Origin of the sequence: Microbacterium sp. MMO-20 (assembly GCF_037147735.1) — a bacterium.
Classification (GTDB): domain Bacteria; phylum Actinomycetota; class Actinomycetes; order Actinomycetales; family Microbacteriaceae; genus Microbacterium.
The window spans coordinates 23,121-47,280 of sequence record NZ_JBBCUU010000010.1; the positions used below are offsets into that span (position 1 = coordinate 23,121).

The 24,160-nt window shown below is 68.8% G+C and carries 36 protein-coding genes and 2 pseudogenes; all 38 read right to left on the minus strand.

What is annotated here, in order from left to right:
* Position 1: 1 nt before the first annotated feature.
* Complete coding sequence (locus tag WFI52_RS12360; protein ID WP_336627373.1) at positions 2-1,966, minus strand: phage tail protein; 1,965 nt, start codon at positions 1,964-1,966, stop codon at positions 2-4.
* Positions 1,967-1,970: 4 nt separating this feature from the next.
* Complete coding sequence (locus WFI52_RS12365) at positions 1,971-2,120, minus strand: hypothetical protein (protein ID WP_336627372.1); 150 nt, start codon at positions 2,118-2,120, stop codon at positions 1,971-1,973.
* Positions 2,121-2,164: 44 nt separating this feature from the next.
* Entirely contained in the window at positions 2,165-2,533 is a 369-nt protein-coding gene (locus WFI52_RS12370) for a hypothetical protein (RefSeq protein WP_336627371.1), read from the minus strand.
* A complete protein-coding gene (locus WFI52_RS12375) occupies positions 2,530-3,120 on the minus strand; it encodes a hypothetical protein (RefSeq protein ID WP_336627370.1) in 591 nt (196 codons plus the stop codon). Before WFI52_RS12375 ends, WFI52_RS12370 begins: the two co-directional genes overlap by 4 nt.
* Positions 3,120-4,142 (minus strand): phage tail tube protein, encoded by a 1,023-nt coding sequence (locus WFI52_RS12380; protein WP_336627369.1) that lies wholly within the window; start codon positions 4,140-4,142, stop codon positions 3,120-3,122. The genes WFI52_RS12375 and WFI52_RS12380 overlap by 1 nt, the downstream gene beginning before the upstream one ends.
* On the minus strand, positions 4,139-4,414 hold the full coding sequence (locus WFI52_RS12385; protein WP_336627368.1) for a hypothetical protein: 276 nt from the start codon (positions 4,412-4,414) through the stop codon (positions 4,139-4,141). Before WFI52_RS12385 ends, WFI52_RS12380 begins: the two co-directional genes overlap by 4 nt.
* A 10-nt stretch (positions 4,415-4,424) precedes the next feature.
* The gene (locus WFI52_RS12390) at positions 4,425-4,889 is read right to left on the minus strand and encodes a hypothetical protein (RefSeq protein ID WP_336627367.1); all 465 of its coding nucleotides are present in this window, start codon (positions 4,887-4,889) and stop codon (positions 4,425-4,427) included.
* Positions 4,886-5,446 (minus strand): hypothetical protein, encoded by a 561-nt coding sequence (locus WFI52_RS12395; protein ID WP_336627366.1) that lies wholly within the window; start codon positions 5,444-5,446, stop codon positions 4,886-4,888. The genes WFI52_RS12390 and WFI52_RS12395 overlap by 4 nt, the downstream gene beginning before the upstream one ends.
* Positions 5,443-5,859, minus strand: coding sequence for a hypothetical protein (locus tag WFI52_RS12400; protein WP_336627365.1), 417 nt, complete (start codon positions 5,857-5,859; stop codon positions 5,443-5,445). Before WFI52_RS12400 ends, WFI52_RS12395 begins: the two co-directional genes overlap by 4 nt.
* A gap of 81 nt (positions 5,860-5,940) precedes the next feature.
* A complete protein-coding gene (locus WFI52_RS12405) occupies positions 5,941-7,404 on the minus strand; it encodes a phage major capsid protein (protein WP_336627364.1) in 1,464 nt (487 codons plus the stop codon).
* Between the two features lie 151 nt (positions 7,405-7,555).
* The gene (locus WFI52_RS12410; RefSeq protein WP_336627363.1) at positions 7,556-8,338 is read right to left on the minus strand and encodes an HK97 family phage prohead protease; all 783 of its coding nucleotides are present in this window, start codon (positions 8,336-8,338) and stop codon (positions 7,556-7,558) included.
* Between the two features lies 1 nt (position 8,339).
* A complete protein-coding gene (locus tag WFI52_RS12415; RefSeq protein ID WP_336627362.1) occupies positions 8,340-9,509 on the minus strand; it encodes a phage portal protein in 1,170 nt (389 codons plus the stop codon).
* The gene (locus WFI52_RS12420; RefSeq protein WP_336627361.1) at positions 9,506-9,667 is read right to left on the minus strand and encodes a hypothetical protein; all 162 of its coding nucleotides are present in this window, start codon (positions 9,665-9,667) and stop codon (positions 9,506-9,508) included. The genes WFI52_RS12415 and WFI52_RS12420 overlap by 4 nt, the downstream gene beginning before the upstream one ends.
* A 144-nt stretch (positions 9,668-9,811) precedes the next feature.
* Positions 9,812-11,167, minus strand: coding sequence for a terminase large subunit domain-containing protein (locus WFI52_RS12425; protein WP_336627360.1), 1,356 nt, complete (start codon positions 11,165-11,167; stop codon positions 9,812-9,814).
* A 58-nt stretch (positions 11,168-11,225) separates the two neighbouring features.
* Positions 11,226-11,750: a hypothetical protein gene (locus WFI52_RS12430; protein ID WP_336627359.1), complete on the minus strand. Its 525-nt coding sequence runs from the start codon at positions 11,748-11,750 to the stop codon at positions 11,226-11,228.
* Between the two features lie 442 nt (positions 11,751-12,192).
* Positions 12,193-12,663: pseudogene (locus WFI52_RS14220) on the minus strand (HNH endonuclease); the annotation flags it as partial.
* 17 nt (positions 12,664-12,680) lie between these two features.
* Positions 12,681-13,004, minus strand: coding sequence for a hypothetical protein (locus tag WFI52_RS12435; RefSeq protein WP_336627358.1), 324 nt, complete (start codon positions 13,002-13,004; stop codon positions 12,681-12,683).
* Between the two features lie 127 nt (positions 13,005-13,131).
* The gene (locus WFI52_RS12440) at positions 13,132-13,350 is read right to left on the minus strand and encodes a DUF7455 domain-containing protein (protein WP_336627357.1); all 219 of its coding nucleotides are present in this window, start codon (positions 13,348-13,350) and stop codon (positions 13,132-13,134) included.
* 718 nt (positions 13,351-14,068) lie between these two features.
* Positions 14,069-14,458: a hypothetical protein gene (locus tag WFI52_RS12445; protein ID WP_336627356.1), complete on the minus strand. Its 390-nt coding sequence runs from the start codon at positions 14,456-14,458 to the stop codon at positions 14,069-14,071.
* Positions 14,459-14,596: 138 nt separating this feature from the next.
* Complete coding sequence (locus tag WFI52_RS12450; RefSeq protein ID WP_336627355.1) at positions 14,597-15,088, minus strand: hypothetical protein; 492 nt, start codon at positions 15,086-15,088, stop codon at positions 14,597-14,599.
* A gap of 112 nt (positions 15,089-15,200) precedes the next feature.
* The gene (locus tag WFI52_RS12455; RefSeq protein ID WP_336627354.1) at positions 15,201-16,064 is read right to left on the minus strand and encodes a DUF7341 domain-containing protein; all 864 of its coding nucleotides are present in this window, start codon (positions 16,062-16,064) and stop codon (positions 15,201-15,203) included.
* Positions 16,043-17,566 (minus strand): Lsr2 family DNA-binding protein, encoded by a 1,524-nt coding sequence (locus WFI52_RS12460; RefSeq protein ID WP_336627353.1) that lies wholly within the window; start codon positions 17,564-17,566, stop codon positions 16,043-16,045. The genes WFI52_RS12455 and WFI52_RS12460 overlap by 22 nt, the downstream gene beginning before the upstream one ends.
* A complete protein-coding gene (locus WFI52_RS12465; RefSeq protein WP_336627352.1) occupies positions 17,566-17,784 on the minus strand; it encodes a hypothetical protein in 219 nt (72 codons plus the stop codon). The genes WFI52_RS12460 and WFI52_RS12465 overlap by 1 nt, the downstream gene beginning before the upstream one ends.
* A complete protein-coding gene (locus WFI52_RS12470; RefSeq protein WP_336627351.1) occupies positions 17,781-18,104 on the minus strand; it encodes a hypothetical protein in 324 nt (107 codons plus the stop codon). The genes WFI52_RS12465 and WFI52_RS12470 overlap by 4 nt, the downstream gene beginning before the upstream one ends.
* Positions 18,101-18,292 (minus strand): hypothetical protein, encoded by a 192-nt coding sequence (locus tag WFI52_RS12475; RefSeq protein ID WP_336627350.1) that lies wholly within the window; start codon positions 18,290-18,292, stop codon positions 18,101-18,103. The genes WFI52_RS12470 and WFI52_RS12475 overlap by 4 nt, the downstream gene beginning before the upstream one ends.
* On the minus strand, positions 18,289-19,740 hold the full coding sequence (locus tag WFI52_RS12480; protein WP_336627349.1) for a ParB/RepB/Spo0J family partition protein: 1,452 nt from the start codon (positions 19,738-19,740) through the stop codon (positions 18,289-18,291). The genes WFI52_RS12475 and WFI52_RS12480 overlap by 4 nt, the downstream gene beginning before the upstream one ends.
* A gap of 14 nt (positions 19,741-19,754) precedes the next feature.
* Entirely contained in the window at positions 19,755-20,024 is a 270-nt protein-coding gene (locus WFI52_RS12485) for a DUF3263 domain-containing protein (RefSeq protein ID WP_336627348.1), read from the minus strand.
* The gene (locus WFI52_RS12490; RefSeq protein ID WP_336627347.1) at positions 20,021-20,209 is read right to left on the minus strand and encodes a hypothetical protein; all 189 of its coding nucleotides are present in this window, start codon (positions 20,207-20,209) and stop codon (positions 20,021-20,023) included. Before WFI52_RS12490 ends, WFI52_RS12485 begins: the two co-directional genes overlap by 4 nt.
* Positions 20,206-20,643 (minus strand): hypothetical protein, encoded by a 438-nt coding sequence (locus WFI52_RS12495; RefSeq protein WP_336627346.1) that lies wholly within the window; start codon positions 20,641-20,643, stop codon positions 20,206-20,208. The genes WFI52_RS12490 and WFI52_RS12495 overlap by 4 nt, the downstream gene beginning before the upstream one ends.
* Positions 20,643-20,987 carry a hypothetical protein gene (locus WFI52_RS12500; protein ID WP_336627345.1) on the minus strand — a complete coding sequence of 115 codons (345 nt, stop codon included), beginning with the start codon at positions 20,985-20,987 and terminating at the stop codon, positions 20,643-20,645. Before WFI52_RS12500 ends, WFI52_RS12495 begins: the two co-directional genes overlap by 1 nt.
* Before the next feature lie 237 nt (positions 20,988-21,224).
* Positions 21,225-21,413: pseudogene (locus WFI52_RS14225) on the minus strand (helix-turn-helix domain-containing protein); the annotation flags it as partial.
* Positions 21,410-21,892, minus strand: a complete 483-nt coding sequence (locus tag WFI52_RS12505) for a hypothetical protein (RefSeq protein ID WP_336627344.1) — start codon at positions 21,890-21,892, stop codon at positions 21,410-21,412. The gene WFI52_RS12505 and the pseudogene WFI52_RS14225, both read right to left, overlap by 4 nt.
* The gene (locus tag WFI52_RS12510) at positions 21,889-22,110 is read right to left on the minus strand and encodes a hypothetical protein (RefSeq protein ID WP_336627343.1); all 222 of its coding nucleotides are present in this window, start codon (positions 22,108-22,110) and stop codon (positions 21,889-21,891) included. Before WFI52_RS12510 ends, WFI52_RS12505 begins: the two co-directional genes overlap by 4 nt.
* Positions 22,107-22,796 (minus strand): hypothetical protein, encoded by a 690-nt coding sequence (locus WFI52_RS12515; protein ID WP_336627342.1) that lies wholly within the window; start codon positions 22,794-22,796, stop codon positions 22,107-22,109. The genes WFI52_RS12510 and WFI52_RS12515 overlap by 4 nt, the downstream gene beginning before the upstream one ends.
* Before the next feature lie 109 nt (positions 22,797-22,905).
* Positions 22,906-23,028, minus strand: a complete 123-nt coding sequence (locus WFI52_RS12520) for a hypothetical protein (protein WP_336627341.1) — start codon at positions 23,026-23,028, stop codon at positions 22,906-22,908.
* 40 nt (positions 23,029-23,068) lie between these two features.
* Positions 23,069-23,755, minus strand: coding sequence for a phage antirepressor KilAC domain-containing protein (locus WFI52_RS12525; protein WP_336627340.1), 687 nt, complete (start codon positions 23,753-23,755; stop codon positions 23,069-23,071).
* Positions 23,752-23,949: a hypothetical protein gene (locus tag WFI52_RS12530; protein ID WP_336627339.1), complete on the minus strand. Its 198-nt coding sequence runs from the start codon at positions 23,947-23,949 to the stop codon at positions 23,752-23,754. The genes WFI52_RS12525 and WFI52_RS12530 overlap by 4 nt, the downstream gene beginning before the upstream one ends.
* Positions 23,946-24,158 (minus strand): helix-turn-helix domain-containing protein, encoded by a 213-nt coding sequence (locus WFI52_RS12535; protein ID WP_336627338.1) that lies wholly within the window; start codon positions 24,156-24,158, stop codon positions 23,946-23,948. The genes WFI52_RS12530 and WFI52_RS12535 overlap by 4 nt, the downstream gene beginning before the upstream one ends.
* Between the last annotated feature and the right edge of the window lie 2 nt (positions 24,159-24,160).

Here is a 24,160-nt window from a genome sequence, read left to right on the forward strand (position 1 = left end):
GTCACCTCCTCAGAGCCGTCGTGATCGCTTGCTTCGACCCGAGCCGGATCGAATCGAGCAGGCCGCCCGAGAGCTTCTCGGCCAGATAGTCGAGGTCTTCCCGAGCGAGACGCATCGGACCCGACGGCGACGAACTCCCGGTTGCACTGGCACCGACTCCCGCAGCGCGCCGGATCTCGTCAACGTAGGAGTCGTAGGGTGCGACGACCTCGCGGCCGCCGGGATTGTCACCAACCATCGCGATCAGCGGCCCATTCGTCACGGTGCCGGCGGCGAGTCGCGGGATCTCCGGGATGCTGAGACCCCACGTCTGGCCACCGACGACCGGCACCCAGTCGGGGATCGTGACGCTCAGGGAGTTGAGTCCGCGGATCGCGGAATTCACCAGGGCGATGATCCCGTTGATAGGCCCACGCACAACGCTGAGCGCCGCGTTGAAGGCTGCACCGATGAAGTCGCCGATCCCTGAGAAGGCTGCACGGATGGTGCTGCCGACCCATGTCACGGCCGTGGAGATCGCGTCGAAGACCGGCTTGATGATCGAGTTGTAGACCCACTGCAGTCCGGCGCCGATCCCGTCGAGCGCAGGCTGCACGAAGGTGGTCCACAGCAGGCTGAACCCGAGGCCGAGGATCTGCAGCTGATCACCGATCCAGCCGACGACGGGAGCGATCACGCCTTCGTAGATAAAGCGGAACGCCGCGCCGATGACCTCGAAGACGGGCGACAGCACCGTTTCCCATAGCCACGTGGCGGCCGCGGCCCACAGGCCGATGTAGAGCATGATGCCGGTGACGACGGGGAGGATGATGTTGTCGTAGATCCAGCTGAAGGCGGCGCCGATCGCGGTGAAGACGGGCTCGAGGACGCTGCTCCAGAGCCATTCCCATGCGGCGCCGACGACGGCGGTCGCCCCGGCCCACAGGTCCTGGAAGAACGTCGTCTGCGTCGCGAGCCAGATGATGCCGGCGACGAGCGCCGCGATCGCCATGATGATGATGCCGATCGGGTTCGCGGTGAGCGCCGCATTCCATGCCCACTGTGCGACCGTGAGTCCGCCGGTGGTCGCTGCGGCCGCCGCCTGGTATGCCGTCTGCAGCTTGATCGCGGTGCTGAGGATGCCGTACGCGATCGCGGCTCCGCCGACGACCCCGCCGAGGGCGAGGACCGTGTCGCTGTTCTGCGACACCCAGTCCACCACGCCCGAGAACGCGGGGATCAGGTCGGTGATGAGGAAGGACTGGAAGCCGGTGATGACGGGGAGGAGCTTCTCGCCGATCGATTCCTGAAGGTCACCGAACGTGGCCTCGAGGATCTTCGCCTGGCCGGCGCCGGTCTTGCCGAGGGTCTCGGCGGTACCGCCGACGGTTGACGACAGGCCCGACATGATCTGATCGAAATTGCCGGCGGCCGAGCCTGTGTCGGTGAAGTCGACACCGACGGTCTTGAGCGCCCGCCCCTGACCGAGCACGGCCTTGCCCATCGCCTCCGCTGCGGTGGTGAGGTCGCTGCCGGTCTTCGCGGCGTAATCGAGCATGAGCGGGGTGAGTTTCGAGATCTGCTCACCGGTCAGCCCGAACTGGGCGAGGGTCGCCTGGCTTGCCGCGATCTGATCGTCGTCGTACCCCGTCTTCGACTGCAGCACGGTGTTGAGCTCGCGGAGCTTTGCGATGTTCACGTCGGCGAGCGCGGGGAACTTCGAATAGGCCTGCTCGAGCAGGGCCTGCGACTCCTCGGCCTCCTTGAAGGCGTCGACGCTCTGCTGGCCGAAGTCCATCACCTGCTGGGTGAGGTTCTCGATGCCGAGCGCCCCGAGTACGCCGCCGGCGGTGGCGGCCGCCGACTTGAACATCGAGCCCCAGCCCGAGGCGGATTTGCCGAGACCGTCGCCGAATTGGTCGACGACCTTTTTCGCGTTGGACGCGTCGCCGAGGATCTTGACGGTGAAGTCGGTGGACGAAGACATAGGGTCACCTCCGCCAGCGGGATCGCTGCTTCTTCGTCTCGTCGACGTACTGGTCGTGGGCGTGAGCGAGCTGCACCCACTGGGTGAGCTCCATCTCGTCGATGTCGCGGAGTGTGTGGTGGAAGACGTGGCCGATCACGGGGAACCGGCGCATCACCTGCTCGTCGAGCCAGGGCTCCGCGGCGTAGAGCGCGTCGGCTACGCCTGATCCGGTCGACTCGCCGCGTCCCCGTCGGCGGCCGGAGAGGAATCCGCGGGGAGCTGGTGAGGGTCCGGCGTCACCTCGCCTCGCTCGTCGACCGGTTCGGGAATCGGCTCGAAGGCGTCGGGGTCGCAGTCGAGTAGCTCTTCCCAGTCGGGATCGAACCCTGCGTTCGCGAGGGCGAAGAATGCGGCGAGCGGGACGCCGAGCACGTCGGCGGCCTTCACCTGCTCCTGGATCTCTTGCATCTTCAGGCCGGTCGCCTGCTGGAACCGGACGAACGAGCGCATGCTGCGCTTGACGACGAGCGTCTTGCCTTCGGCGGCTGGGGCGCATTCGAGGCGCGTGTTGATCTTGACCTTCATGATGTGCTTCCTGCCGCGTCTACGGCGGCGTCGATGGCTTGCTTGACCCGGTTCTGCATGCGGGTGCGGAGCTCGTCGGTGACGGGGCCGAAGAAGTACGGGTGCCCGAACTGGACGGCCCACCCTTCGCCGCCGAACACGGGGTGCCGGAATTGCTTGGACTGCCAGACGCGGGCCATGTTCGATCCGCCGATGCGGGGCCCGGTGGTCTTCACTTCGACGCCCTCACGCTTGGCGCCGGTGATGACGCGGGTGCGGAGGCCGTCGGAGATCTGCCGGCGGAGGTCGCTGTCGCCGCCCTGCCGGGTCTCGCCGGCGTGGTAGGTGACGCGGCGGGCGATGTAGGGCTTGCGGGTGCGGCCGTTCTTGTCGCGCCGTGGTGTGATGAGACGCCACGACTCGGAACCCCCGGCGACTTTCGGCGCTCGTTCGGTGAGCTCGGCGCGCTGCGCGGCGATGATGTCGTCGCCGGCGTCCCGAAGCTCGCGGCGGAGGTTCGTCGCGAGCTTCGGGTCGATGGACTTCAGCGCCTGCAGCACGGACCGCAGCGACGCCGTGTCGACGTCGAACGCGAGCCCGTCGCTCATCAGAGCGCGGTGTCGGCGGTGCGGACGGCGAGGTACATCGCGTGCGCGGCGACGAGCCCGTCGAACGCGGTGAAGTCCAGCGACTGTGTGGTGACGTCCGGGCCGGACACCTTCGGCAGCTCGGACTCGAACCGGATGTCGGGGAGCACGATCTGCACGGTCGGCTTGTTGCCGGCGGTGATGTCGGTGTTGGCCTGGAAGTCGGCGCGCAGCGCGAGCGGCGTCTGGTTGGCGACCGCGTCGCGGAGCGTGGTCGAGTCGTACTCGGCGGTGAGCTTGCCCTTCACCTCCGCGATCCCGACCGCGCCACGGCGCGATCGCTTGCCCTGCGTGCCCATGTTCCACCCGTTGTCGTCGAGCTTCTGATCCACCGAGATCGAGAAATCGCGGATGTTGCCGGCCGCAGTACCGCCCGTCGCGAGCGCGGTCGTCGTCGGCACCACCACCGAGCCGCCGATCACGAGCGACGCGCCGACGAACGAGAACAGTTCCTGCGATGCCGGGTAGCTGGGCGTCGCGTACACGACCGACGTGTCGACCTCACGGAGGTGCCACGACGACTTCAGCTTGAGCACGTCGGCGTTCGCCATCGAGATCTCGAACGACTTGTTCACACAGCCCTTGTACGTGTACGCGTCGACCGTCTCCGCACCGAGCCGGGGCACGCCCTCCTGGATCGTGAGCGAGGGGAGGTAGTCGGACTTCGTGAGCGTGAACAGCTGCTGGTACAGGGCGCCCGATACGAGCGCAGAACCCGCCGTGCCGAACAGTGCCTCGAGGAAGGTCCCGAGCCCTCGGCTCGGGACCTCGAGCTCGATGTCACCCGATCCGCCGTCCTTCGTCATCACGCGACGCCCGGAGCGGGCGAGGCGCGAACCGGGGCGGAGACCCTGGCCCTGGTAGAAGGTGCGCTCGAAGTCGAGCGACTCCGACGTGTACTCGAGGAACCGGTCGACCGTGACGGCAGTGCCGTAGGTCGGCTCCTTCTTGAAGCCGATGGAGCTGTCGCCCTGGATGGTCATGCCTGTGCCTCCTGCGTGCTGTCGGGGTTCGCGATCGCCGCGGCGATGTCGGCCTTCGTCTTCAGACCGGTGATGTCGACGTCGACCGCGTCGGCGAGCGCTTTGAGCCCGGCGAGGGTGGTGGGCATCTCCGCGACCTGGAAGACGTCGGACTGGCGGAGGAGGGATCGGGCGATGTCGTCGGGGACCTCGAACGGCACTCCGGGGTCGACCTCGCCGAGGACCTCCGGGATGAGCAACGCGCCGAGCGGGCTGTGGTGGATGAGCTGCATTGGTCGGCTCCTAACCGGTGATGCGGATGCGTGCGGTGAAGGTCGCTTCGATCTCGAGGAGGCGTCCCTGCGCGAGGTCTTGGGTGGGGGTATAGCCGTACGTGTCGTACGACGTGAGGAAGCACCACATGCAGGTGCCGTCGAGGGTGGTGTTTGTCTTCCGCACGTACTGCTCGAGCTGGCGGAGCAGGCCGAACGCGGTGTCGTGGACGGGCTTGTCGTCGACGTCGCCGGCGGATGCCACGCTGATCACGACGGTGAGGTCGAGGTCTTCGTTGCGTGACCGGTTCGACGCGGATAGGGGGCCGGCCTCCTGGCGGGATCGGATGTCGAGGAACGCGATCGCCTGATTGCGGTCGCGGTTCTCGACCGAGATCCCGAACATGACGTTCACGACGGTGAGATCGAAGAGGGTCTTCGCGTTCTCGTAGAACCGGGTCTTGACGGCGAGGCCGGCGGTGGCGGTGTCGGTCACGCGAACCCGCTTCCCGCGCCCGGTGCGCACAGCTGGTAGACGCGGCGGGGGATCGCGTACGCGTCGTCGGATGCCGGCTCTCCGCCGCCGGGGAGGTTGAGTACTCCAGCGGCCGGCGACTGCTTGCCGTTCTGCACCCACCAGCGGACGAGCTCGCGCGCGGCGAGCTGCAGGTTCTGGGGGACGGCGGCGTAGCCGACGGTCACGTCGATCTCGACGTTCGCGACGCCGGCGGTGAACGCGCGTCCGGCGCCGGCGTAGACGATGCCGTCATCGGGATCGATGACGTGCCCTGTCCATGCGGCGCCGTCGACGCGTACCGCGGTCACGGCGGCGGCGTTCGCGATGCGCCCGGTGAGGAGCACCGCGGACTTACCGCCGTTCGCGCGGATCGTCTTCGTCGTCTGCAGCACGGGGCCGTGGATGCGCTCGATGATCGGCGTCGCGGCGACGATGTACGCCTTGACGTCGTCGTCGCGGGTGGCGATCGTTCCCGAGTACTGCAGCCCCGCGAGCGCGTACTCGAGGGTGATCAGTCCACCCGCGACGTCGGTCACTGCTCGTCGCCCGATCGGGTGGTGTCGGCGCCGGCCGGGGCCGCGTCGACGGGGGTCAGGTCTTCGCCGTGCGCGGCCGCGCGCTGACGCGCCCACCCGGCGAGCTCGTGCTCGCCCGCGTCGGCGGAGCGCTCGGCGAGCTTCGTGTAGGAGAGGTTGCGGTTCGGATCCGCGACGAGCTCGTCGTAGTTCTCGGCGAGCCAGCCGGGGATCTCGTACACGCGCTCCGCTTCGGGCGTCGGCTCCTCGGCCGGCGCGAAGACGGGGATGTCGTCGGCGGGAGGCGTCGACTCGGCGTCGACGGGAGGCGTCGACTCGGCGTCGGCGGGTGCCGACTCGGCGTCGACGGGAGGCGTCGACTCGGCGTCGACGGGAGGCGTCGACTCGGCGGCGGCGGGCTTGCGAGGTGCCATGAGAGGTTCCTTTGGTCGGGATGGTGGAGGTGGTGCGTCCCGCCCGCCCGCGTGTGCAGGGCGGGCGGGACGCGGTCACGTTCAGAACGTGGGTGCGACCAGACCGAAGCCGGCGGTGCCGGCGTTGCCGCCGATGACCGCGGTGGCCTTGGGGAACCGGGCCGCGGTGAACGCGATGTAGCCGTAGGCCACGAGCTTCACCGTGAGGTTGGCGCCGAGCGTCTGCTCGAAGCGGAGCTGCGCGGGGTGCGCGCTGTCCTCCCAGAGCAGGTGGTCCGAGAACCGGGCAATGATGACCTGGTCTTCCGGGCCGGTACCGACCGAGATCGGGATCGACGCGTCCGTGATGACGGGCAGCGCCTGCAGCACGCCCGACGAGTCGATCGTCGCGACAGCGGGGATCTCGCCCTCCGCCGCGGCGACGACGTTCACGGGGCCGTTCGCCGTCGGCAGCACCAACGGGCGCCCCGACGAGTCGAGCTGCGACGTGAGCCACGCCCACCGGCGGGGTTGCATGACGATCGCCTCGGGCGGCAGGAACCGGCCCGTCTGGACGTCGTTGATCGCGCCCGACACCTTGGAGTAGAACGTCGCGATCGTCGCGGCCGCGGTGAACGCCGGCTCCTGCGTGATGCCGGCGGTGGCGAGGATGCCGAGCGCACGGCCACCGGTGCCGGTGCCGGAGAGCACTTCCACGTTGACCGCGACCGCGTACGCCGCGGCGAGGTCGGCGTAGATGATCTCGTCGACGCCGATGCCGCGCTCGATCGACTGACGCGAGACATCCTGCTGGCCCGCGACGGTGACGACCGGGACGGTCACGTCGGCGAACGTGGCATCCGTCGACGACACCGCGGTGTTCTGCGTCGCCTGCACCGCGGCGCTCACGCCGGTCGCGCCACGCGGGACGACGATCGACATGCCCGACTCGGGCAGCGGCAGGTTGCGGACGATGTTGGCCGTGGGGCGACCCGCTCGAGCGACCGCCGCGTACTGGTCGACCAGGTACTGCGGGGGCACGAGGCCGCCGAGCCCGGTCGTCGCGATCGAGCGCTCCGAGAGCTGCCCGTCGCGAACGCGCTGCTCGGCCTCCTGCTCGTGAGCGAGGAGACGCTCCTGGACCGCACGGGACGGCGAGCCGTTCTGCGCAGCGAGCATGTCGCGGAAGAACGACACGCCCTCGCGCGACTTGGCCCGCGAGTACACCGAGTCGCGCGGGTTGGTGCGCGCGGCGCGGGTGCCGTCGGCGGGGAGTTCGGCGCCGGGGTGACGCTCCTGCGCCGCGCGGGTCGCCTCGGCGTCTGCGTCGCGCTCGGCCTCGACTTCGGCGATCTGCTGGTCCAGCGCCGTGAGCTGCGAGCGCAGCTGGGTGCGCTCGGTGACGATGGCGAGGGAGCGGGTCTGCTCCTCCGCGGTGAGGTTGCGCTGGCTGTCCGTCGCGGCCGCGGTGAGGATGCTCTGACCCTCGGCCTCGAGCGCGCGGAACTGCGCCTGGAGGGTTGCTCGCTGGGCGTTGAGCTGTGCGAGCAGCTGTGCGAAGTTCACGGAGGAACTCCTTTCTCGGGCGTCCGCCCGGGGTTGGGGGTGCGCGTTGCGGCTCGCTTCATGTGGCGGCCGACCTCGTTCATGTGCGCGGTCGGATGCGTGCGCGAAGACCTCGACGTCGGTTGACGGCGAGGAGACTTGATGGTCGGGTTCAGCCGAGCTCGTTGCGGAGCAGTGCCTCGGCGTACGTCATCGAGCGGACGTCCGGCATCTGCACGGGCGCCGGCTCATCGATGATGGTGGTGTCCGCGGTGTTGTCCACGACTCCCATGAGGCGGGCCTCGCTGCGCTGCGCGAGCTCGCGCAGCACCGCCACAGGGAGGTCACCGTCGAGCGCTGCGAGCGCTTGCTTCGATCGAGCGGCGATGGATGTGTTCGGGTTGGCACCGAAGTTCACCGCGGACACGTCGCCGCGGTCGAGGTCGACCTCGAGGATGCGGTACTCCGTGTAGTCCGGAGACCATGCGCCGCGGACGATGCGGAACGCGAAGCTCATCTGGTCGATGTCGCCGTCTTCGATCGCCATCGCCATGTCGCGCACGTCGGCGCGATCGGCGTTGCAGTACGCGTCGACGATGAGGCCCTCGTCGGAGATGCTGAGCTCGAGTGTGCCGGACTTCGTACGCGCCATCGACAGCCCGCGATGGTTGAGGAGGAACGCCACGTCCGGGGATGCCGCGAGCGTGGTCGCGAAGGCGTCCCGGTCGATGATCTCCGTGTAGGGGCCCCAGAAGTCGTACATCTCGTACGGCTGTTCGACAGTGGATGCGCACCCGTGGAAGTGGAACGCATCGCGGCCGTCGCGCTTCACCGTCGCGACGCGCAGCTCGGCACCGTGCACGACCTCCTCGAATCGCCGCTCGGTGGAGGGGATCTCGGCCGGCGCCTGCCGGCATGCGGCCGCGCGGCCGACGAGGTCAGCGGTCATGGTCATGTCAGGCTCCGTTCGTGCTGGTGACGGTGACGGCGGGTGCGGGTGTGCCGGCGCCGATGATGCCGAGCTGCTTGAACTCTTCGAGCTGCTCGGGGGTGAAGGGTGCCCGGTTCATGAGCGCGCGCGCCTCGGAGGGGGCGGTGATCATGCCCTGCACCTCGTTGATGAGGATGCGGCTGGTGGTCTCGGGGTCCATCCGCAGCAGCGCTGCGGTGTTGAGCTTCACGAACCGGGGAGCGGCGAGCAGCGACGAGAGGGCGTCTTCGCGGCGGCCGACAGCGGGACCCATCTTCGTGATGAGGAACTGCAGGTTCCGCTGCGTGATGTTCGCGTAGGTGATCGACTGGCCCTTGGTGGCGACGTCGATCATGTCGCCGGGCACGCCGTAGAACCGTGCGGCCGCAGCGTCGCTGTACCCCTGCTGCTCGAGGAACTTCGCCTCGGCCGTCGCGGCGGAGGCCGTGGAGAACTCCCAGTCCTTGCCGGTGACGAAGATGTCGCCGCCCTCGGTGGCGATCTTGTAACGGGCCTTCACCTTGTCGGCTTCACCGTCGCCGAGGGTTTTCGCCGTGTTGCGGAGGTGGCCGGACGGGATGCTCCCGTGGTTCGTGAACCAGTCGGCAGCGAACTCCGCGGCCGACGCCCAGAGCCCGAGGGACCATGCAGCGTAGGCGGTGGGGGAGAGGCCCATGGCGAGGCCGGGGAGCGTGTACTGCTTCTCGTGCCAGATCTCGCCGGCGTCGTACTTGGTGCCCTTGATGCGGTAGGAGACGACGCCCTTCTTCACGACGACGGTGACGGTGTCATGTGCGACGAGCTCGATCGCTCGCGGCTTGCCGAGCGCGTCCTTCGCGGTGATGATGCCGTAGCAGTTGCCGACGCGGTCGAGGTCGACCTGCGAGGAGTACATCCACTCGCGCATCGTCATCTGCGCGCCGTCCGGGTTGATCAGGATCGGCGGCTTCGCGACCTCGAGCTGGATGCCGGCGGCCTTCCGGAACACGTCGATCGGGAACGACGACATGAGATCGGCGCGGAGCGTGATCGCCGCCCACACCGCCGACTGGCGGAACGCTTGCTCGGTGGTGACGGTCTTGCCTTTCGCGCCGGCGGCGCGAGCGGGGAGCAGCTGACCCCAGGTGACGTCGGAGCGCTTGACGAGGAAGCTCACTTACCGATCCCCCCTCGAGCGATGATCACACCGGCTCCGACTGCGCCGAGGCCGAGAACGAGGAGAGCGAGCGCGATCCCCGTCCAGATCCATGCGGCCGCGGCGACCAGGAGGAGGCCGAGGACGATAAGGATCTCGGCGAGCGTGTCTGCACGCATGTGCCCTCCTAGGTGTTCTATGTCATGACGTTGGTTACATCCCGCGGGTGTACCGCTTGAGGTAATCCACGATCACGTCGGTGAGTGTGCCACCAGCGACGACTACCTCTTCTGACGTGTGAACAACGTCATGAGATACAACACCTAGGCGACGGACGACTCGACGTCGTAATCGGCGTCGTCCTCTCGGGCGCTCTCGAGGCGCCATCCCCACAGGGCGACGGTCGATGCGACGAGCGGACTGATATCGGTGGTGGAGCGGTCACGGTTCCACGTGCGCGCGTCGCCGCGGGACCATGTCGCACCCGACACAGCGACGTCTAGATCGAGCTGCCCGGTCAGCCGATGCACGAGAGTGCGATCAAGGATGCCGTCGTGGAACTCAGCGCAACCGGCGGAGTACTCGGCGCGCTTGATGATCACGACCTCGATGTCGGCGTCAGCGAGGAGCTGCTCCATGGCGGCTGCTTGTCCGCCCGGCGCGACGTACACGCGTCGCGGTGCGCGCGGGTTCCGCTCAAAGAGGCGGAGCAGGTAGGGCAGCACCCAGTGGGTGTTGCGCTCATGCTTCATGACCTCGAGGTGCAGCTTCCCTTCGCCGTTCGGGCCGACGGCGCTGACGGCCGCAGCGGTGCGGTGGTTGTCGACGTCGAGGGCGAAGGCGCGCGCTGCGGCGATCGAGGATGCGTCAGATGCCGAGCCGCGCCAGTCCTCGGGAGAGAACACGGGATCGGCGCGCGATACGCCGTAGTCCGTCTGGTTTAGGTACGCGCGGCGGAAGCCTCGCTCGCCCTCGCGAGGGTCGGCGAGCATCGCGTCGAGGTCAGCGCGAATTGTCGCCGGCGCGATCGTGCGGCCGAGCGCCGGCATGCAACGCCACCAGGTGTCCTCGTCGAAAGGATCATCTTCGGGTGACGCGGACCATTCGAAGTACGCCGTTGACGATGGGGCGAGCGGGTCGGCCATCAAGCGTTCCCGGTTCGCCTCGAGCTTCGCGTTCAGGAAGATGCTCGACGCGTCACCGGCGGTCGACAGGATGATCAGTTGCGCGTCGCGACGCGTCAACATCGCGGGGCGCATCGCCTGCTCGGTTCGGAAGTCGACCTGCGCGAACGCCTCGTCGATGATGCCCTGGTCGAGGGTCTTCCCGTGCCCAGAGCGCTTGGTCGTCGCGGTCGGCGTGTAGCGAGAGCCGTTGGACCAGATAAGCGCCCGCTGCCCGTTCACGTCGTCGGTGCGGAACACCTTGCGGAACTGCGTGCGCTCGAGCAGCTCGACGTGCTCTTTCCACTTGCTGATCGCGTCGTCGCCGGTCTGTGCGGCGTAGCGCGTCAGCTGAGGGCGCCCGAACGCCCATGCACGGTGCACCATCTCGGAGAGGATCAGGGTCGTCTTGCCCGACTGCCGAGGCACGAAGATGACGACCTCGCGGTAGACGGGCAGTCCGGTCTTCGGGTCGATCTCGCCGGCGACATCGGCGACCAGCTGCTGCCAGGGCATCAGCGGCGTGCCGAGGAACCGGGCGATCTTCGCGACCTGAGCGCCGCGGGTGGGGTTGTCAGGGTTCCGTCTTGTCGCGAGACGCGGTGCCGGGGACTGGGTCGGAGAGACTGGAGAGGAGGTCTTCGAGCGATTCGCCACCGCTGTCCTCCTTGCCTCGGATGGCCCTGATCGTGTCGACGAGCGTCTTGACGATCGGTCCCTTCGAGCCTCGGAAGTCGATGTCGTCGATCTGTCGGGCGAGCGCGAGTGCGCCCTGGACGAGCGCTGCACGACCGAAGTCGGCGGAGGGCTCGAGCTCGTCGATGTCGGCGCGCAGCGCCTTCTCCGTGGGGCCGTACGCCGGCACGTGGTGATAGCCGCTCGTGCCGCCGGACGGTACGTCGCCTGCTGGGGGCGGCGTGTCGCCGTCGACGATGCTCAGCAGTGGACGGGATCCTGCTTGCTTCCGACGTTCACGCGTGCGCCGTTTCGCTGCGGTGTTCGCTGCGGTGCAGGGCGCGCAGCGGCACCCCTTGCGGTAGGCGGTCGTCGTGCCTGAGCGGCCGAGCGTTGACCGATGCCGAGCTTTCGTCGAGGTCATCGCGTGTACCTCCGGCGTCAGCGCGCGGGGAGAGAGAAAAAATGAACATGGCGCGGTCCTGCACACCCTGAGGCATCCAAATAAACGAACGCAGTCAGGCGGCGCGAGTCCACTTCGGTGCAGCGAGCGGGATGCCGACCCGCGCGCGGTACTTCTCGCGCTGCGCCAAGCCCCAGCACTCATCCGAGCACCACTTCAGGCGACGCGTGACCTCACCACACCTCGAGCAGTGAGCGGCCGGGCGAGGGGGACGCGAGGATTCGCGCGCTGCGACCCCACACGTCGACGAGCAGTACATGCTGTTCCATGCTGTGCTCTCATACGGTCCCGAGCAATACCTGCACACCTTGACCGGGGGCGGCTGGTGTCGTGCTGTGGACCACATCGCTGGCAGGCGTAGACCGCTGCGCCACTCGATGACGGTGTACCCGCTCTTGCTGCTGTTGCATCGCTTGCAGCAGGGTGCGAGGTTGCCCTCGAAGTGGTTGCCACCTCGCACCAACGGCACGACATGGTCGATGGTCGTGGCTTGACGGACGAGACAGTAGCTGCATTGCCGTCGCTGCCGTTTCCATCGCCGGAGGAGGCGCGTACGCTGGGCGAGCGTCAGCCCGGGCGCCGCTGCATCCCGTGCGGCGCGGCGCGTGTGTGGGTCGTCGCCGAAGCGAATGCGGCGAGCCTCGCCGGCCCAACGCGCTGAGCATCGCCTCGAGCAGAATCGAGACCGAGCTGTGTGCGGTGCATAGCTCGTGCCGCATGCATCGCATGTTCTGTCGGCGCGGCGTCGCGAGTTCGCTTGCGGCTCGACTGCCCGGCATGGACGGCATCGCGCTTCGCCCTCGGGGAGTGCGCCAGTGCCACGCCACATGAGCGCGCCGCAGCGGTTGCAGGCCAGATCCGGACGACGGGGCATTGCAGCCTCCGTCCAGATCAGGTCCAGTCGGGTGAGGTGATGAGCTCGGTCCGGCGCATGCCGCGGCGTTTCGCGTTCGTGATGTGCGCGCCACCAGCGGCGTTGCAGGGCTCGCACTGTGGACCGTAGTTCGACGGCACGTACGCGAGCTCGGGGGCCGCGTCGACGTCGATGACATGGCCGAGGGTCATGTGCCCTCGGCAACCGCGCTTCACGGTCGCGTCGAGATTCACGTGGCATCCCGCGGTCATGCCGGCCGTGATGCACCGCTGGTAGCGGCCGCGGGCCTTCATCTCGCGGATGCACGCCTGGTACTGGCGCGTGTGGTGAAGTCGCGACATTGCGTCCACCACCTTCCCGGGGCTCGCTGGTCCATGGTCCACAGCCAGTTCACGATGCGTCGCGCAGGGCGGGAGCGGTCGTACCAGCGGGTGAGGAGAATGCCGGCGAGGATGCCGAGGACGAGCCTCACCGCCCGACCAGGTGGCGCAGGTCCACGATCTTGGCTCCGAGCTCGGTGAGGCGGTGCAGGTACTCGGTGCCGTGGTGGGCGCAGTACGCGAGCGATCCTGTGCGCAGCTCGGCGTAGAGGAACGCGCGGTGACCGCACCTGTCGCAGGTGTCAGCCGCCACCTCGACGACGAGGGGACGGTCGCGGTCGACGATGTCGACGGGCGCGTCATCCATCGCCGTCCCCGCTCACGGGCGGGGTTCGACGTCGGGCATGCATTCGCATTCGGCGGCCATCCATGCGGAGGGCCACACGTGCCCGTGGATGCAGGCGCACATGTTGTCGTTGCCGGCCATGATCGCTCCTCGACGGCGAGAGGGCAGCGGGCGAAGGGCGCGGGATCTCGGCGGACCGCCCGCTCACCGAGATCCCGCGACGCGCTCCGGTGCCCGACCATCGCGCGGTCGACCAGAGGGGTCGACGCCGGGAAACACGAACGCCCCGGGCCTCAGAAGGCCACGGGGCGTGTGTCTGGCGGTAGATACACTTCTACCGCATGCCGAGAATGTAGCACGCTCAGACGGACTCCTGCGGATTCGGCGAGCGCTTGATGTCGTCGGCGTGTCGTGCGCAATAGGGTCGGGCTATGGATGTGCATCTGGGGAATCCCGCCGGGCGGTTGTTCTTGTTCTTGGATTGGACGGTTCATTATCCGGAGCCTCAGTCTTCGCTGTGCTTGCACCGTCTCATGACAGATCACCCGATTCCTGAGTGGCGAAGATGTCGAGCGCCGCGGTGCAGTAATCGCGATGCCACGACACGAGCCGCCGTGCGGCCCCGGCGTCCGAACTGCTACCCAGGCGCTGACCACACTCGGGGCAGTGGACCTCTTGCGCCGTATCAGGGCGAGGCGCCTTCGGCGGCAAATGCGACTTCCACCACTGATCGATCGGGCTACCCGCGGGCATGGTCCGAACCTTCCGATCTCTGAGCGGGGTGGTAGCCGACGCCGTGACACTCGGGGCAGTCTTCCCAGTGGTGAGGCATGGTCCAATCTCGATCGGCAGTCCAGTTCGGTGGCTGCCCGTCGACCTTGACCATGCCGCCGGCGCATGAGCTGCTGCACGGCCGCGCCCTCGGATGGTGCTCTGGGCAGAGCGTGCGTCCGTCCTCGTAGAACCAGAAGACCTCGGCCTCGCGCACCTGGTGCGGTTCCCGCAGATACTCCTCCACGGATGAGAGCGGCCAGTGAGAGACCTCGTGGTCGTCGGGGTCCGGGATCGTGCGACCGCAGCGTTCGTGCTCGCACTCCGCCTGGTAGAACGTTTCACTCGTGATGCTCATCGGTTCTCCTGCCGTTCTGTTGGTTCTGAATGTGTTCGAGGTGCGCGGCCAGAGCAGCGACACAGGTCGGCTCGTGTCCGATGATCCGGCGACAGTGGACGCACGCGGGCGGATTGCCAGGGATCGCGAAGGGCGCGCTCACTCCGAACCTCCCGAGCCAACCTCGAGGTCGAACAGCGCCGGGTCGCGGTCCTGCATGTAGGCCTCGTGAAACGCGAGCGTCTTCGCGTCTTCGCGGCACCGTTGCGTGTCGTAGTCCTGCCACCCGGCATCCACGCGGCACCGTGCGCACAATCGGCGCGGGTCGCCGCCATGCCCGAACTGGACACCCGCGGACAGGATGAGGAGGTTCGAGCGCTGACCGAACCGGTTACGCGACTCGCCGACCGCGACGCGTCCGCAGCCATCGCATTGGATAACCCAGTGCGGGTCCGCCTGGACGATGCCGTGGACATAACCCGGCGCGTCCGGGAGAAGGCCAGGCGCGTAGGTGATCTCCGGGGACGGCTCGTGAGGCGGTTTGCCGTCGGGCCATGAGTCCACTACACGGCGGGTAGCGGCGTCGCGCGCTTCGGCGCGCTTCGCCGCCTGCTTGCGGTGAGCGAAAGACGGGTACCGGGTGGGGCTCATGACGGATCACCCGAACCGGGCGCCTCCGCGGGATCGACGTCTGTGTGTCGAATGATCGCGGGGCGTTCGCAGCGGAGGCGTGAGGCGTCGTCGCGGGGTCGGCATTGTTCGCTCATCGGGGGTCTCCGGTCGTGAGGGGGCCGTGGCAGTCGCATTCGCAGCGGGCGGGCCGGTCGAGGTCGATGTCCCAGGCGTCGTCGTTGCAGGCGTGGTGCTTGCCGACGGCGCAGTCGGGGTTGATCGGCCGGCGGAGCTCGTTCTCGAGGGGTGCGAAGTGGCCGGGCGCGGGCGAGACGCAGCCGTCACCGTCGTGGTGCCCGGGCATGTTCTCGCGGTGCTGGTCGGTGAGTTGCAGCTCGGGGGTGTTGAGGAGCTCGCCGAGTGCCGCGACGGCCTCGACGCCGGTCCAGGTGGCGTTGCAGCTGCGGCATGTGACGGAGATCTCGGAGCGCCAGGGGCGGACTTGCCGGAGGAGGGCGGCACCGTGCGGGGTGCGGGACCATCCGCATTCGGGGCAGCGGCCGGTGATTTCGACGGGGCTGGGGGATTCGAGGAGGTCTCGGATGCGGGTGGTGATGTCGTCGAGGCGTGCGTGGAGGGTGTCGATTTGGGCGGGGGTGAGGGGGTCGAGGGTGTTGTCGGTGGTGAGGGTGGTCCACCAGTCGAGGAGGAGTTCGTCGGCGGCGCCGGTTGCGTAGATGCCCGTGGCTTGGAGGTAGAGCTCGGCCGCGGCGCGGTCGACGTCGGTGTAGAGGTCGAGGGCGGCGGCGTTGATGACGGATCGTTCGGCGGCGGATTTGGAGCGGCCGGTGCCTCCGGGGTCGGGGGTGACGGCATCGCGGAGCTGCTGCAGGAGGGCGGGGCGGACGTGGCGGGTGCCGGCGGGACGGGTCGCGGTGATGAGCTGGCGAATGAGGGTCTGCAGCGTGTCGATCGTGACGGGGACGTCGGCGGTCATCGTGTGTGCTTCTTCCACGGGAGGATGCTGCGTCGGGCGGGTGTGAGGGGCGCGCCGGGGATGGCGCCATCTGGCCGCCGGGCGGGAGCCGCGATGCGTGCGTCGTCGAGGGCGGTCTGGAGATTGGTCGCTCGGAGCTGCCACCCCGCTGCGGCGCGGGCGAGGCGGGTTCGGAGGATGCGGAAATCTCGGAGTTCGGCTTCTTGGGCGGCGAGGCGTCTGAAGAGGAACTTGCCCGCTCGGCGCGCCGCGGCGAGTTCGGTGGTTGCGGTGTCCCAGCGGGTGAGGGTGAGTTCGAGTGCAGCTTCGGCGATCCGGGCGCGTTCTTCGGTCGCGTCGAGCTGCTCCCACAGGCGGGCGGCGAGGGAGCGTGCTTGGTCGCGTTGCTCGAGCGCGGCGTCTCGGTCGGCGAGCGCTGCGGTGACTTCGTTGCTGGTGGTGACTTCGGCCCATTCGGGTCTGGGCCCGGGGGCGTCGGTGAGGGTGCGTCCGGCGGGTGGGATGGTGGGGGCGGGGGTCTGGATGCCGGCGGCGGCGCGTGCTTCGCTGACCGGGGCTGGCGGTGCGGGCTTGGGCATGTCGATGCGGTCGCGGATCTGGTCGATGAGTTCTTCGGTGGCTTCGGCGTGCTGGGGGTGCCCCATGTCCTCACCCTCTGCAGTCGTGCTCTTGGCCGGTGCAGCTGCGGCGTCGGCGGCGGGTGCCGGGGTGTTGCCGCGGGGGTCGTGGGACTGCTCGGCAAGGGGCTGTGCGGGGTCGGTGGCGCCGGGGTGCTCGAGGAGGTAGGCGTAGAGGCCGCTCGGTGGGACGATGCCGCGGTCGCTGAGGCCGGGGTAGCCGTGGGTGCGGAGCCAGGCGCGGATCTGGCGGCCGCGTTCGCGGGTCGCGGATTGGCTGAGCCCGCGGGTGAAGTCGGCCATCGTCAGCGTCGTCGTCGGCGTCGCCGGTGCGGTGGCGGGCGTGTCCTGGGTGGAGGTGTCGGATGCCAGCTCGCGGCTGTGCGCGAGGTCGTACGCGATCGCGACGGGCTTGGGGATGGGGCCGCGGACGGGGACGGCGATGCCGGCGGTCTTCGCCCAGTCGCGGATCTGACCGGTCGACGGGCCCGCCGGCTCTTCAGGGGCGGGTGCCTGCTCGGCGTCGTCGATGACGGGATCGGTCGCTTGTTCGTCGGCGGTGGGCTCGATGGGTTCGGGCATGGGTGCGGTCCTCTCGCGGGGCGGGACGGGCTTGCGGATGCGAGACGGCAACGTGGCGTCGGCTTCGAAGACGGCGGCGAGCGCTGCGGCGCGGGGGGTGGGTTTGAAGCCGAGGGTGCGGGCGATCTCGCGGGGTTCGGGGTTGCGGGCTTTGGCTTTGTAGTACCGGTCTGGGGTGGTGGTGGAGCGGACGTAGGCGTAGGTGCAGGACATGCCGTGCTCGAGCAGAGCGGGGCACTCGGTGCGTTCGCCTTTGCATCCCGCGAGGTGCCCTTCGGGCGTGCCGTGGCGCACGCCCGAAGGGAGTTCGACGGTGCTCATCAGCGGAGGACGTCGAGGGCGGTGACGCGGCCGCCGACGTATCCGAGCTCGTGGCCGGCGAGGATCACGGCGATGCCGCCGTCACGGTCGACCTCGTAGCCGGCGAGGGTGCCGACTGCGATGTAGCCGTCGGAGAACCTGAGTCGCACTGGCTCGCCGAGGACGCTGTCGAGGGCGGAGGGTGTGATCGGTTCGGTGGTGATCTCTGCGGGTGTCATGGTCGGCGGCCTTCCTGGTTGCGGCGGATGCGTCGGAGCTGGCCGAGGCTGTTGAGGATGCCGGCGCTGATGCCTTCGGCGCCGGGGACCTCGAGGAGGATGCGGACGGTGCGGGTGGGTGGGATGGTGCCGTCCTCGGGGAAGGGCAGCTGGTGGGCGTCCCATCCGGTGAGCTCGAGGAGCACGGTCGGGGCCGCTGGGGTGCCGTCCTGACCACCGACGAACGCGGGTTGCACGTTGTACGCGTCGGGGACGAACACGTCGGCGAGGTTGAGCTCGGCGCCGACGGGGTGCTCGTGCGGGGTGGGGCGGTGGTTCACTGTTCGACTCCCTCCGTCACGCGGGCGGTGAGGATCTCGACCATCCACTTGTCGAGGACGTCGTCGTCGACGTCCGTGTAGCCGGCGTCGACCGCGGTCTCGAGCTTGGAGATGAGATCCCTCAGCTCGCGGCTGGTGAGAGAGTCGATCGTGTTGGCGCGGATCTGGGCGCGAGCGGTGAGGGTCACTGGTCGGCGTCCTCGTCGTCGATGCCGTCGGCTTCCCACTCGGCCTGAGCGGCGGTCGCGGCGGTGAGGTGCTCCCGGTCGGTGTCGGTGAGGGTGTAGCCGAGGGTCTGGAGCAGCGCGAAGTACTTCACCGCGAACCGGGTGGTGAGGGCGTCTTCGAGGGCAGCGAACGCGTGGCCGATGATGACCCGGGCTGACGGGATGGCCGGGTCGGTCGCGAGGAGGACGAGGTGGTCTTCGTTGTCGCTGGTCTGCCAGTTCCGCTGGTGGGGTTCCCCGGTGATGAGGGTCAGGGCGACGTGCACGGGCGGCCAGTCGGATGCTTCGGTCGACGCGGCGAGCGCGAGGGCTTGGAGGTCGTAGTGGGCGACGACAGGGCGGAGTCGGCCGGTGGTGAGGTGCTGGTGGATCCAGGTCTGTCGGGCGGCGGTGTTCGCGGTGATGAGTTCCTGCTTCGCCTTCCATTCCTCGGCGGCCGCGGCGCGGGCTCGGTCGCGTTCGTCGCGTTCCGCCTGCTCCTCCGGGGTGAGGGTGGAGCCGGCGGCTGGAGCGAGCTCGTGACCGTTGCGGCCTTCCCAGCTCGTGCAGACGTACATCAGCCAGTCGGAGGGGTCGTCTTTCAGGTAGTACGACTGCGCCTTGTGGATGACGGCGGCGTGGCCGGGGCATTCGAGATGCTCCTCGGGGCGGATGTTGAGCTTGTCGAGCGACTTCCCCTTGTCGTCGTTGCCGCGCCAGTAGTAGTGGTCGTAGTTGTAGACGCCGGCGAGGACGACGTCGTCGGCGTCGAGCTGCTCCTTGAGTTTCGCGACTCGCGCGTCGACCTCGCGTTGGGTGCGGGCGTTCGCGAGGTCGCGGTCGAAGTTCTGCGGGGCGAGCGTGGCGGCCTCGATGAGCTTCTGCTGGAGCTTCGGGTGCTCGTCGAAGTCGGCGATCAGCGCGGCGCGTTCGAGGTCGATCGTCGGGTCGGTGGCGACGAGCTCCGCGGTGCGTTCGGACTTATGGATGCGGAGGCCGGCGCGGACTCGTGCGGTGGTCTCGCCGAGCTGCGCTGCGATGTCCTCGGGGCGGAGGCCGAAGAGGGTGAGGCGCTGGTACCCGTTCGCGAGGTCCTTGGCGGTGAGCTGCTTGCGGCGTTCGTTCTCCACGATCTGCTGCTCGAGTGTGAGCGCGCCCTCGTCTCCGGCGAGCGCGGGGCGGACGATGACGGTGATTTCGGTGAGGCCGGCGGCGATCGCGGCGCCGACGCGTCGGTGGCCGGTGACGATGACCCATTCGCCGTCGCCGGTGACCTCGACGACGGGGGGCTGGATGATTCCGTGGGTGCGGATGGAGGCGATGAGGTCGTCGTCGGGGGTGGCGTCTTCGCGGGCCTGGTCGCGGATGGTGAGGTTCGCGGGGTCGATGGTCTCGAGGCGGAGCTCGGCGATCGGGGTGGGCGTGGTCATGGGCGGTGGTCCTTTCAGTGGGCGGTGCCGAGGCGGCGTGCCAGCTCGGCTTGTGCTTCGTCGCGGGTGCGGCGGAGGCGGTGGGTGAGCATGGGGTCGATGTCGAGGGCTTGCTGCGTGTCGATGAGGCGGCGGAGGAGCTGGTGGTAGCGGGCGGGGGTGAGGCCGAGCTCACGGCGGATGCCCTCTTCGGCGCGAGCGAGGTTCGGGTGCGCGGCCGCGAACGCGAGTAGCTGCCGCGCCCGGTCGTCGGGGAGGCCGAAGTCGTCGTCGGGCGTGATCACCAGTCGTCTCCGAAGTCGATCTCCTGGACGGTGTATCTCTCGCGCCTCCCGATGATGCGCGTCCTCTCACGGAGCGCTTCGGCGAGATCCTCAGCGTCGGACTCGTTCCAGTGCAGCTCGCCGGCGCCGGCGATGCTCGGCTGCGAGGAAGCCTGGTTCCACTCGATGACGACCCAGCGGATCATGCGGGCGTCTCCTCGAGGTGGGTGATGGTGAGGGTGAAACTGGGTTCGGTGACGAGGCCGGCGGACTGGTCGAGGTGGCGGATGATGGCGCGGGGCTTGTCCATGAGCTCGGGGCGGTCGTCGGTGACGAGGCCGGCGTCGACGAGGCCGTCGAAGATCGGCTTCTCGAGTTGGGCGAGGTTGTCGGGGTCGCGGGTGTGGTTGGTCGCGACCCACCAGGTGAGCTGCGCACGGATGCGGCCGAGGGGCGGGATGCCGGCGGCGCGGGCACGGAACGTCGACGTCGTGCGGACCCAGCGGGCCTTGCGGGAGGTGGCGAGGCGGTGTCCGCGTGAGCCGTTCATGGGCAGCGGGTTCTTGGGCCACAGGAAGTGCAGGATCCACGTGTCGGGGGTGAGGTGTGCCCAGCCGGAGATCTCGAGTTCGGTGCGCATCAGCCGGCCGCCCGTCGGTCGGCGCGGGCGACGTGGATCTCGGCGGCGATGACCCAGGCTCGGGCGATCCACTCGGGTCGGGTGAGGTCGTTGCGGATCGCGCGGACGACGTACGCGGTCGGGTTCACGACCCGGGTCGGCGCGACGGCGAGGATCTCCGCGGCGAGCCGGTCGAGGCCTTCGTCGTCGATGTGGGTCTGGGCGAGGTAGTCGCCGACCGACGCGAAGATCTCCGGCGTCGAGACGCCGTGGCCGCGCAGGGCGGCGAGGTTCTTCGGCGACGCCTGGACGGGGGATGATTCCCGTCCGTCGCTGCCGGCGGAGACGGCAGCTTCGTTTTCCACAGGGCCACCGTGGTGACGTTCCTGACGGACTTGATCTAGGTCTCTTCCGGTTCTTTCCGGTTTGTATATACCGGCAGCAGCTTGCCGGTTACCCCCCTCAGATTTGCCGGTAACCCTTCCGGCAGAATCTGCCGGAAACCCTGAGTTATCCACAGGCGGACGGCAGGCGAGCCGGTACGCGTCGGGGCGTCGCCCACCCCTCGAGGACCCCTGCGCGGTGCGCGTGATGAGGTCTCTCGCGGCGAGGCTCTTCAGCATGTCGCGGACGGTCCGCTCGCTCAGCGACGACAGCTCGGCGAGGTGCGCCTGGGAGGGGTCGCAGCGCAGCGTCTCACCGTTCTCGCAGTCGGCGAGCGCGAGGAGGACGATCTTCTCGCTGGGTGGGAGGTTCTGTTCGAAGGCCCAGGAGAGGGCGTAGAGGCTCATCGGCTGACCTTGAGGGGGCAAGTGTCGGCGGTGCAGCGGTCGGAGTGGAATCGGCGTGCGTAGGAGCAGAGCGCCATGAAGACGAGAAGGGCGTGTTCGGCGTGTGCGCGGGCCTCATCGGCGGGGGCGTTCTCGACGTGGTCGACGAGGCTGACGATGAACGCCGCGGCCGCGGCGTGGTCGTTGTTGGCTGCGGTAGCGATCGCGCGCAGGGCGTCTCGATGGGCCGGGTCGGTGGCGGCGGCGAGGTTAGGCACGATGATGCCGTCGTGCACGGTGAGGATGTGGTGGTTCTCGACCTGGATTGTTGCTGCTGAGATGGAGCAGAACCAGGAGCACGCGACCATGAAGTGCTGGGGCGACTCGGCGAGGGAGCGTTCCAGGGCCGCTCCGGTGACAGCGGCTTGCAGGAGGGTCCCGTGGACCATCGCGAAGGTGTTCTCGCGGAGGAATGCGTTGTACTGCTCGATGGTGGTCATCGGTGCTCCGGGGTGTAGTGGCGGCGCATCTCTTCGCGGGCGTAGCGCAGCGCGATGCTGAGGTTTGGGAACGGGACGGGTTCGCCGTGGACGAGGAGGGTGCCGTCGTCGCGTCGGCTGAGGTACGGGGTGACGACCCAGTCGAAGTCGTACTGGTCGCCGAACTTCGTCGGGCGGGGCTCCTTGCGGACGAGCCACCGTTGTTCGATGAGCTTCATGCGGCGGCCTGCTGGGTGATCTTGTTGCGGATGCGGAGGATCTGCCGGTCGCTGTAGCCGGTGATGCGGCAGATGTGTGCGTCGGGGCGGCCGTCGCGGATGAGGGCTTCGGCGACGATGCGTCGCTCGGCGTCGGTGAGGATCGCGTCGAGGCCTTGTGTGGCGAGGGTGATGGCGACGGGGTCGACTTCGCGGCGGTGGATCGTGACGATCGTGACGGGGTGGGCGTCGGTGTCGATGTCGTCCCAGGCGAGGGGCGGCATCCACCCTTGGCGGGCTGCGTGGCGGAGCGTCTTCGTGACGGAGACGCGCTCGGCGGGGGTGGTGGGGTTGGGTTTTGTGGCGGAGAGCTGCTCGTACAGTTCGGCGATGCGGTCGACGGTCGATTGCCGCATGGTCTCCGCGAGGCTCCATCGGGGCACCATCGACTTGTCGGCGCCGAGGTGGTGTGCGAGTACCACCCCGGAGTGCCCGAGCGCTTGGAGGGCCTGCAGGCGGCGTCTCGCGCCCGTCGCGTCGACGATGAGGTCGAGGAGGTCGACGCGGCCGGCGGCGATCATGTGGTGGCGCCAGTACGAGTACTCCGTCGATGCCTCCCGGCACGGGGTGCATCGACAGGCGTGCGACGTGTAGCAGGTCGCGGTGTCGGCGTGCGCGTGGTCCGGCGGGCAGACGTGGACGCTCACCAGGTCACCGCCGCGAGGATGGCGACGGCGGTCGCGATGATCCCGGTGATCGTCGCGGCGATGAACCAGCGGCGGTCGGGGTCTGGGGAGTACTCGAGGCGCGGGTCGCTCATCGGATCCATCCCGTCGCGGCGTCGACGAGCAGGGGCACGCCGAAGGTCAGGGCGGTGAGGAGGACGGTCACGGTGACCCAGTCGCGTAGGCGGGGCTGGTCGGGGTGGCGGGTGGTCATGGTGGGCTCCATGGGGCGGTGGCGGCGGGTCTGGGCGGGGTCAGTCGAAGAGCGTCGGCTGGGCGGGCGGCGGGTCCGGGCGACCGACGCCGGCGAGAGTGCGGTGCAGTTCGGCCAGGCCCTTGGTGGTGATGTGGATCTGCAGGTAGCGGCGCTGCCCGTGGCGGGTAGTCGGGCCGACGTTCACGGCGCGGAGGGTGAGCCAGTCGCGGTCGTGGGGGAGTCTGGTGATCACCCATTCCGCGTCGGGCGTGAGGTTCCGTTCGATCCAGCCGAGCTCGGCCATGTGGTCGAACAGGCGATCGCGGCCGATCGTGATCGTCGGGTCCTGGTCGAGGATCCGCGCGGCCGCGGCTACCGTGTACGCCTCGATGAACGGAGCGACCCGGTGTGCCTGCTCGAGTACTTCGTCGGTCGTGTACGCGGGGAGCTCGTCGCGCAGCCAGTCGAGGAACCGGCGAGCGCGGGCGGGTGCCTGGGTGTCTTCGAGGGCGCGGGTCATGGCCCATTCGAGGGGGTAGTACTCGGCGCCGTTGATGTCGTGCACCTGGTCGTCGTCGAGGAGGAGGGTTTCGCCGGTGGCCCACGGGGGGATGACGGCGATGCGTTCGACGTCGTCGCGGCGGAGGTAGACGTACGGGTGGTCGACGAGGATGTGGAGGTCGTGGCCGTCGACGCGGGGGATCACGGTTCGGGGCTGCTGCAGCTCCACCATGGCGACACTCACCGCTCGTCCTGGCCGGGGGTGCAGAGGGTGCAGACCTCGGCGGTCGTGCAGTCGCAGTAGTACCCGCGGCGGACCCGCCGCTGGCGGTGGAGTTCGGCGAGCGCTGCGCGGTGCCGGCGCATCCGCTGCGCGTCGTTGATGGTGATGACGATGAAGATCAGGACGACGCCGAGGGCGAGGACGATCGCGGTCATGTCCGGTCCTCGAGCCACGTCTGCGGGGGGAAGAGGTCATCGATGGAGACGCCGAGGAAGCGAGCGACGACGACGATCTCGGGCGCCATCCAGGTGGTGCGCCCGTTGACGAGGCGAGAAGTGCCGGAAGGCGTCATGCCGAGGATGGGTGCGAGGGTCTTCCGCGGGATGCGGCGGGCAGCGAGGATGCTCCGAACCCGGGATGCCACGT

Coding starts and splice junctions, on each gene's coding strand:
- WFI52_RS12505 (WP_336627344.1), bottom strand. CDS start 21,892: ATGACCACCATCGAGCAGTACAACGCATTCCTCCGCGAGAACACCTTC.
- WFI52_RS12460 (WP_336627353.1), bottom strand. CDS start 17,566: ATGAGCACCGTCGAACTCCCTTCGGGCGTGCGCCACGGCACGCCCGAA.
- WFI52_RS12365 (WP_336627372.1), bottom strand. CDS start 2,120: ATGCGCCGGTTCCCCGTGATCGGCCACGTCTTCCACCACACACTCCGC.
- WFI52_RS12445 (WP_336627356.1), bottom strand. CDS start 14,458: ATGAGCATCACGAGTGAAACGTTCTACCAGGCGGAGTGCGAGCACGAA.
- WFI52_RS12530 (WP_336627339.1), bottom strand. CDS start 23,949: ATGACCGCGATCGTCCTCGCCCTCGGCGTCGTCCTGATCTTCATCGTC.
- WFI52_RS12360 (WP_336627373.1), bottom strand. CDS start 1,966: ATGTCTTCGTCCACCGACTTCACCGTCAAGATCCTCGGCGACGCGTCC.
- WFI52_RS12450 (WP_336627355.1), bottom strand. CDS start 15,088: ATGAGCCCCACCCGGTACCCGTCTTTCGCTCACCGCAAGCAGGCGGCG.
- WFI52_RS12480 (WP_336627349.1), bottom strand. CDS start 19,740: ATGACCACGCCCACCCCGATCGCCGAGCTCCGCCTCGAGACCATCGAC.
- WFI52_RS12510 (WP_336627343.1), bottom strand. CDS start 22,110: ATGAAGCTCATCGAACAACGGTGGCTCGTCCGCAAGGAGCCCCGCCCG.
- WFI52_RS12380 (WP_336627369.1), bottom strand. CDS start 4,142: ATGACCATCCAGGGCGACAGCTCCATCGGCTTCAAGAAGGAGCCGACC.
- WFI52_RS12465 (WP_336627352.1), bottom strand. CDS start 17,784: ATGACACCCGCAGAGATCACCACCGAACCGATCACACCCTCCGCCCTC.
- WFI52_RS12400 (WP_336627365.1), bottom strand. CDS start 5,859: ATGGCACCTCGCAAGCCCGCCGCCGCCGAGTCGACGCCTCCCGTCGAC.
- WFI52_RS12495 (WP_336627346.1), bottom strand. CDS start 20,643: ATGCGCACCGAACTCGAGATCTCCGGCTGGGCACACCTCACCCCCGAC.
- WFI52_RS12425 (WP_336627360.1), bottom strand. CDS start 11,167: ATGCCCTGGCAGCAGCTGGTCGCCGATGTCGCCGGCGAGATCGACCCG.
- WFI52_RS12440 (WP_336627357.1), bottom strand. CDS start 13,350: ATGGATGACGCGCCCGTCGACATCGTCGACCGCGACCGTCCCCTCGTC.
- WFI52_RS12520 (WP_336627341.1), bottom strand. CDS start 23,028: ATGACCACCCGCCACCCCGACCAGCCCCGCCTACGCGACTGGGTCACC.
- WFI52_RS12410 (WP_336627363.1), bottom strand. CDS start 8,338: ATGACCATGACCGCTGACCTCGTCGGCCGCGCGGCCGCATGCCGGCAG.
- WFI52_RS12385 (WP_336627368.1), bottom strand. CDS start 4,414: ATGCAGCTCATCCACCACAGCCCGCTCGGCGCGTTGCTCATCCCGGAG.
- WFI52_RS12375 (WP_336627370.1), bottom strand. CDS start 3,120: ATGAGCGACGGGCTCGCGTTCGACGTCGACACGGCGTCGCTGCGGTCC.
- WFI52_RS12370 (WP_336627371.1), bottom strand. CDS start 2,533: ATGAAGGTCAAGATCAACACGCGCCTCGAATGCGCCCCAGCCGCCGAA.
- WFI52_RS12420 (WP_336627361.1), bottom strand. CDS start 9,667: ATGCGTGCAGACACGCTCGCCGAGATCCTTATCGTCCTCGGCCTCCTC.
- WFI52_RS12430 (WP_336627359.1), bottom strand. CDS start 11,750: ATGACCTCGACGAAAGCTCGGCATCGGTCAACGCTCGGCCGCTCAGGC.
- WFI52_RS12490 (WP_336627347.1), bottom strand. CDS start 20,209: ATGATCCGCTGGGTCGTCATCGAGTGGAACCAGGCTTCCTCGCAGCCG.
- WFI52_RS12435 (WP_336627358.1), bottom strand. CDS start 13,004: ATGTCGCGACTTCACCACACGCGCCAGTACCAGGCGTGCATCCGCGAG.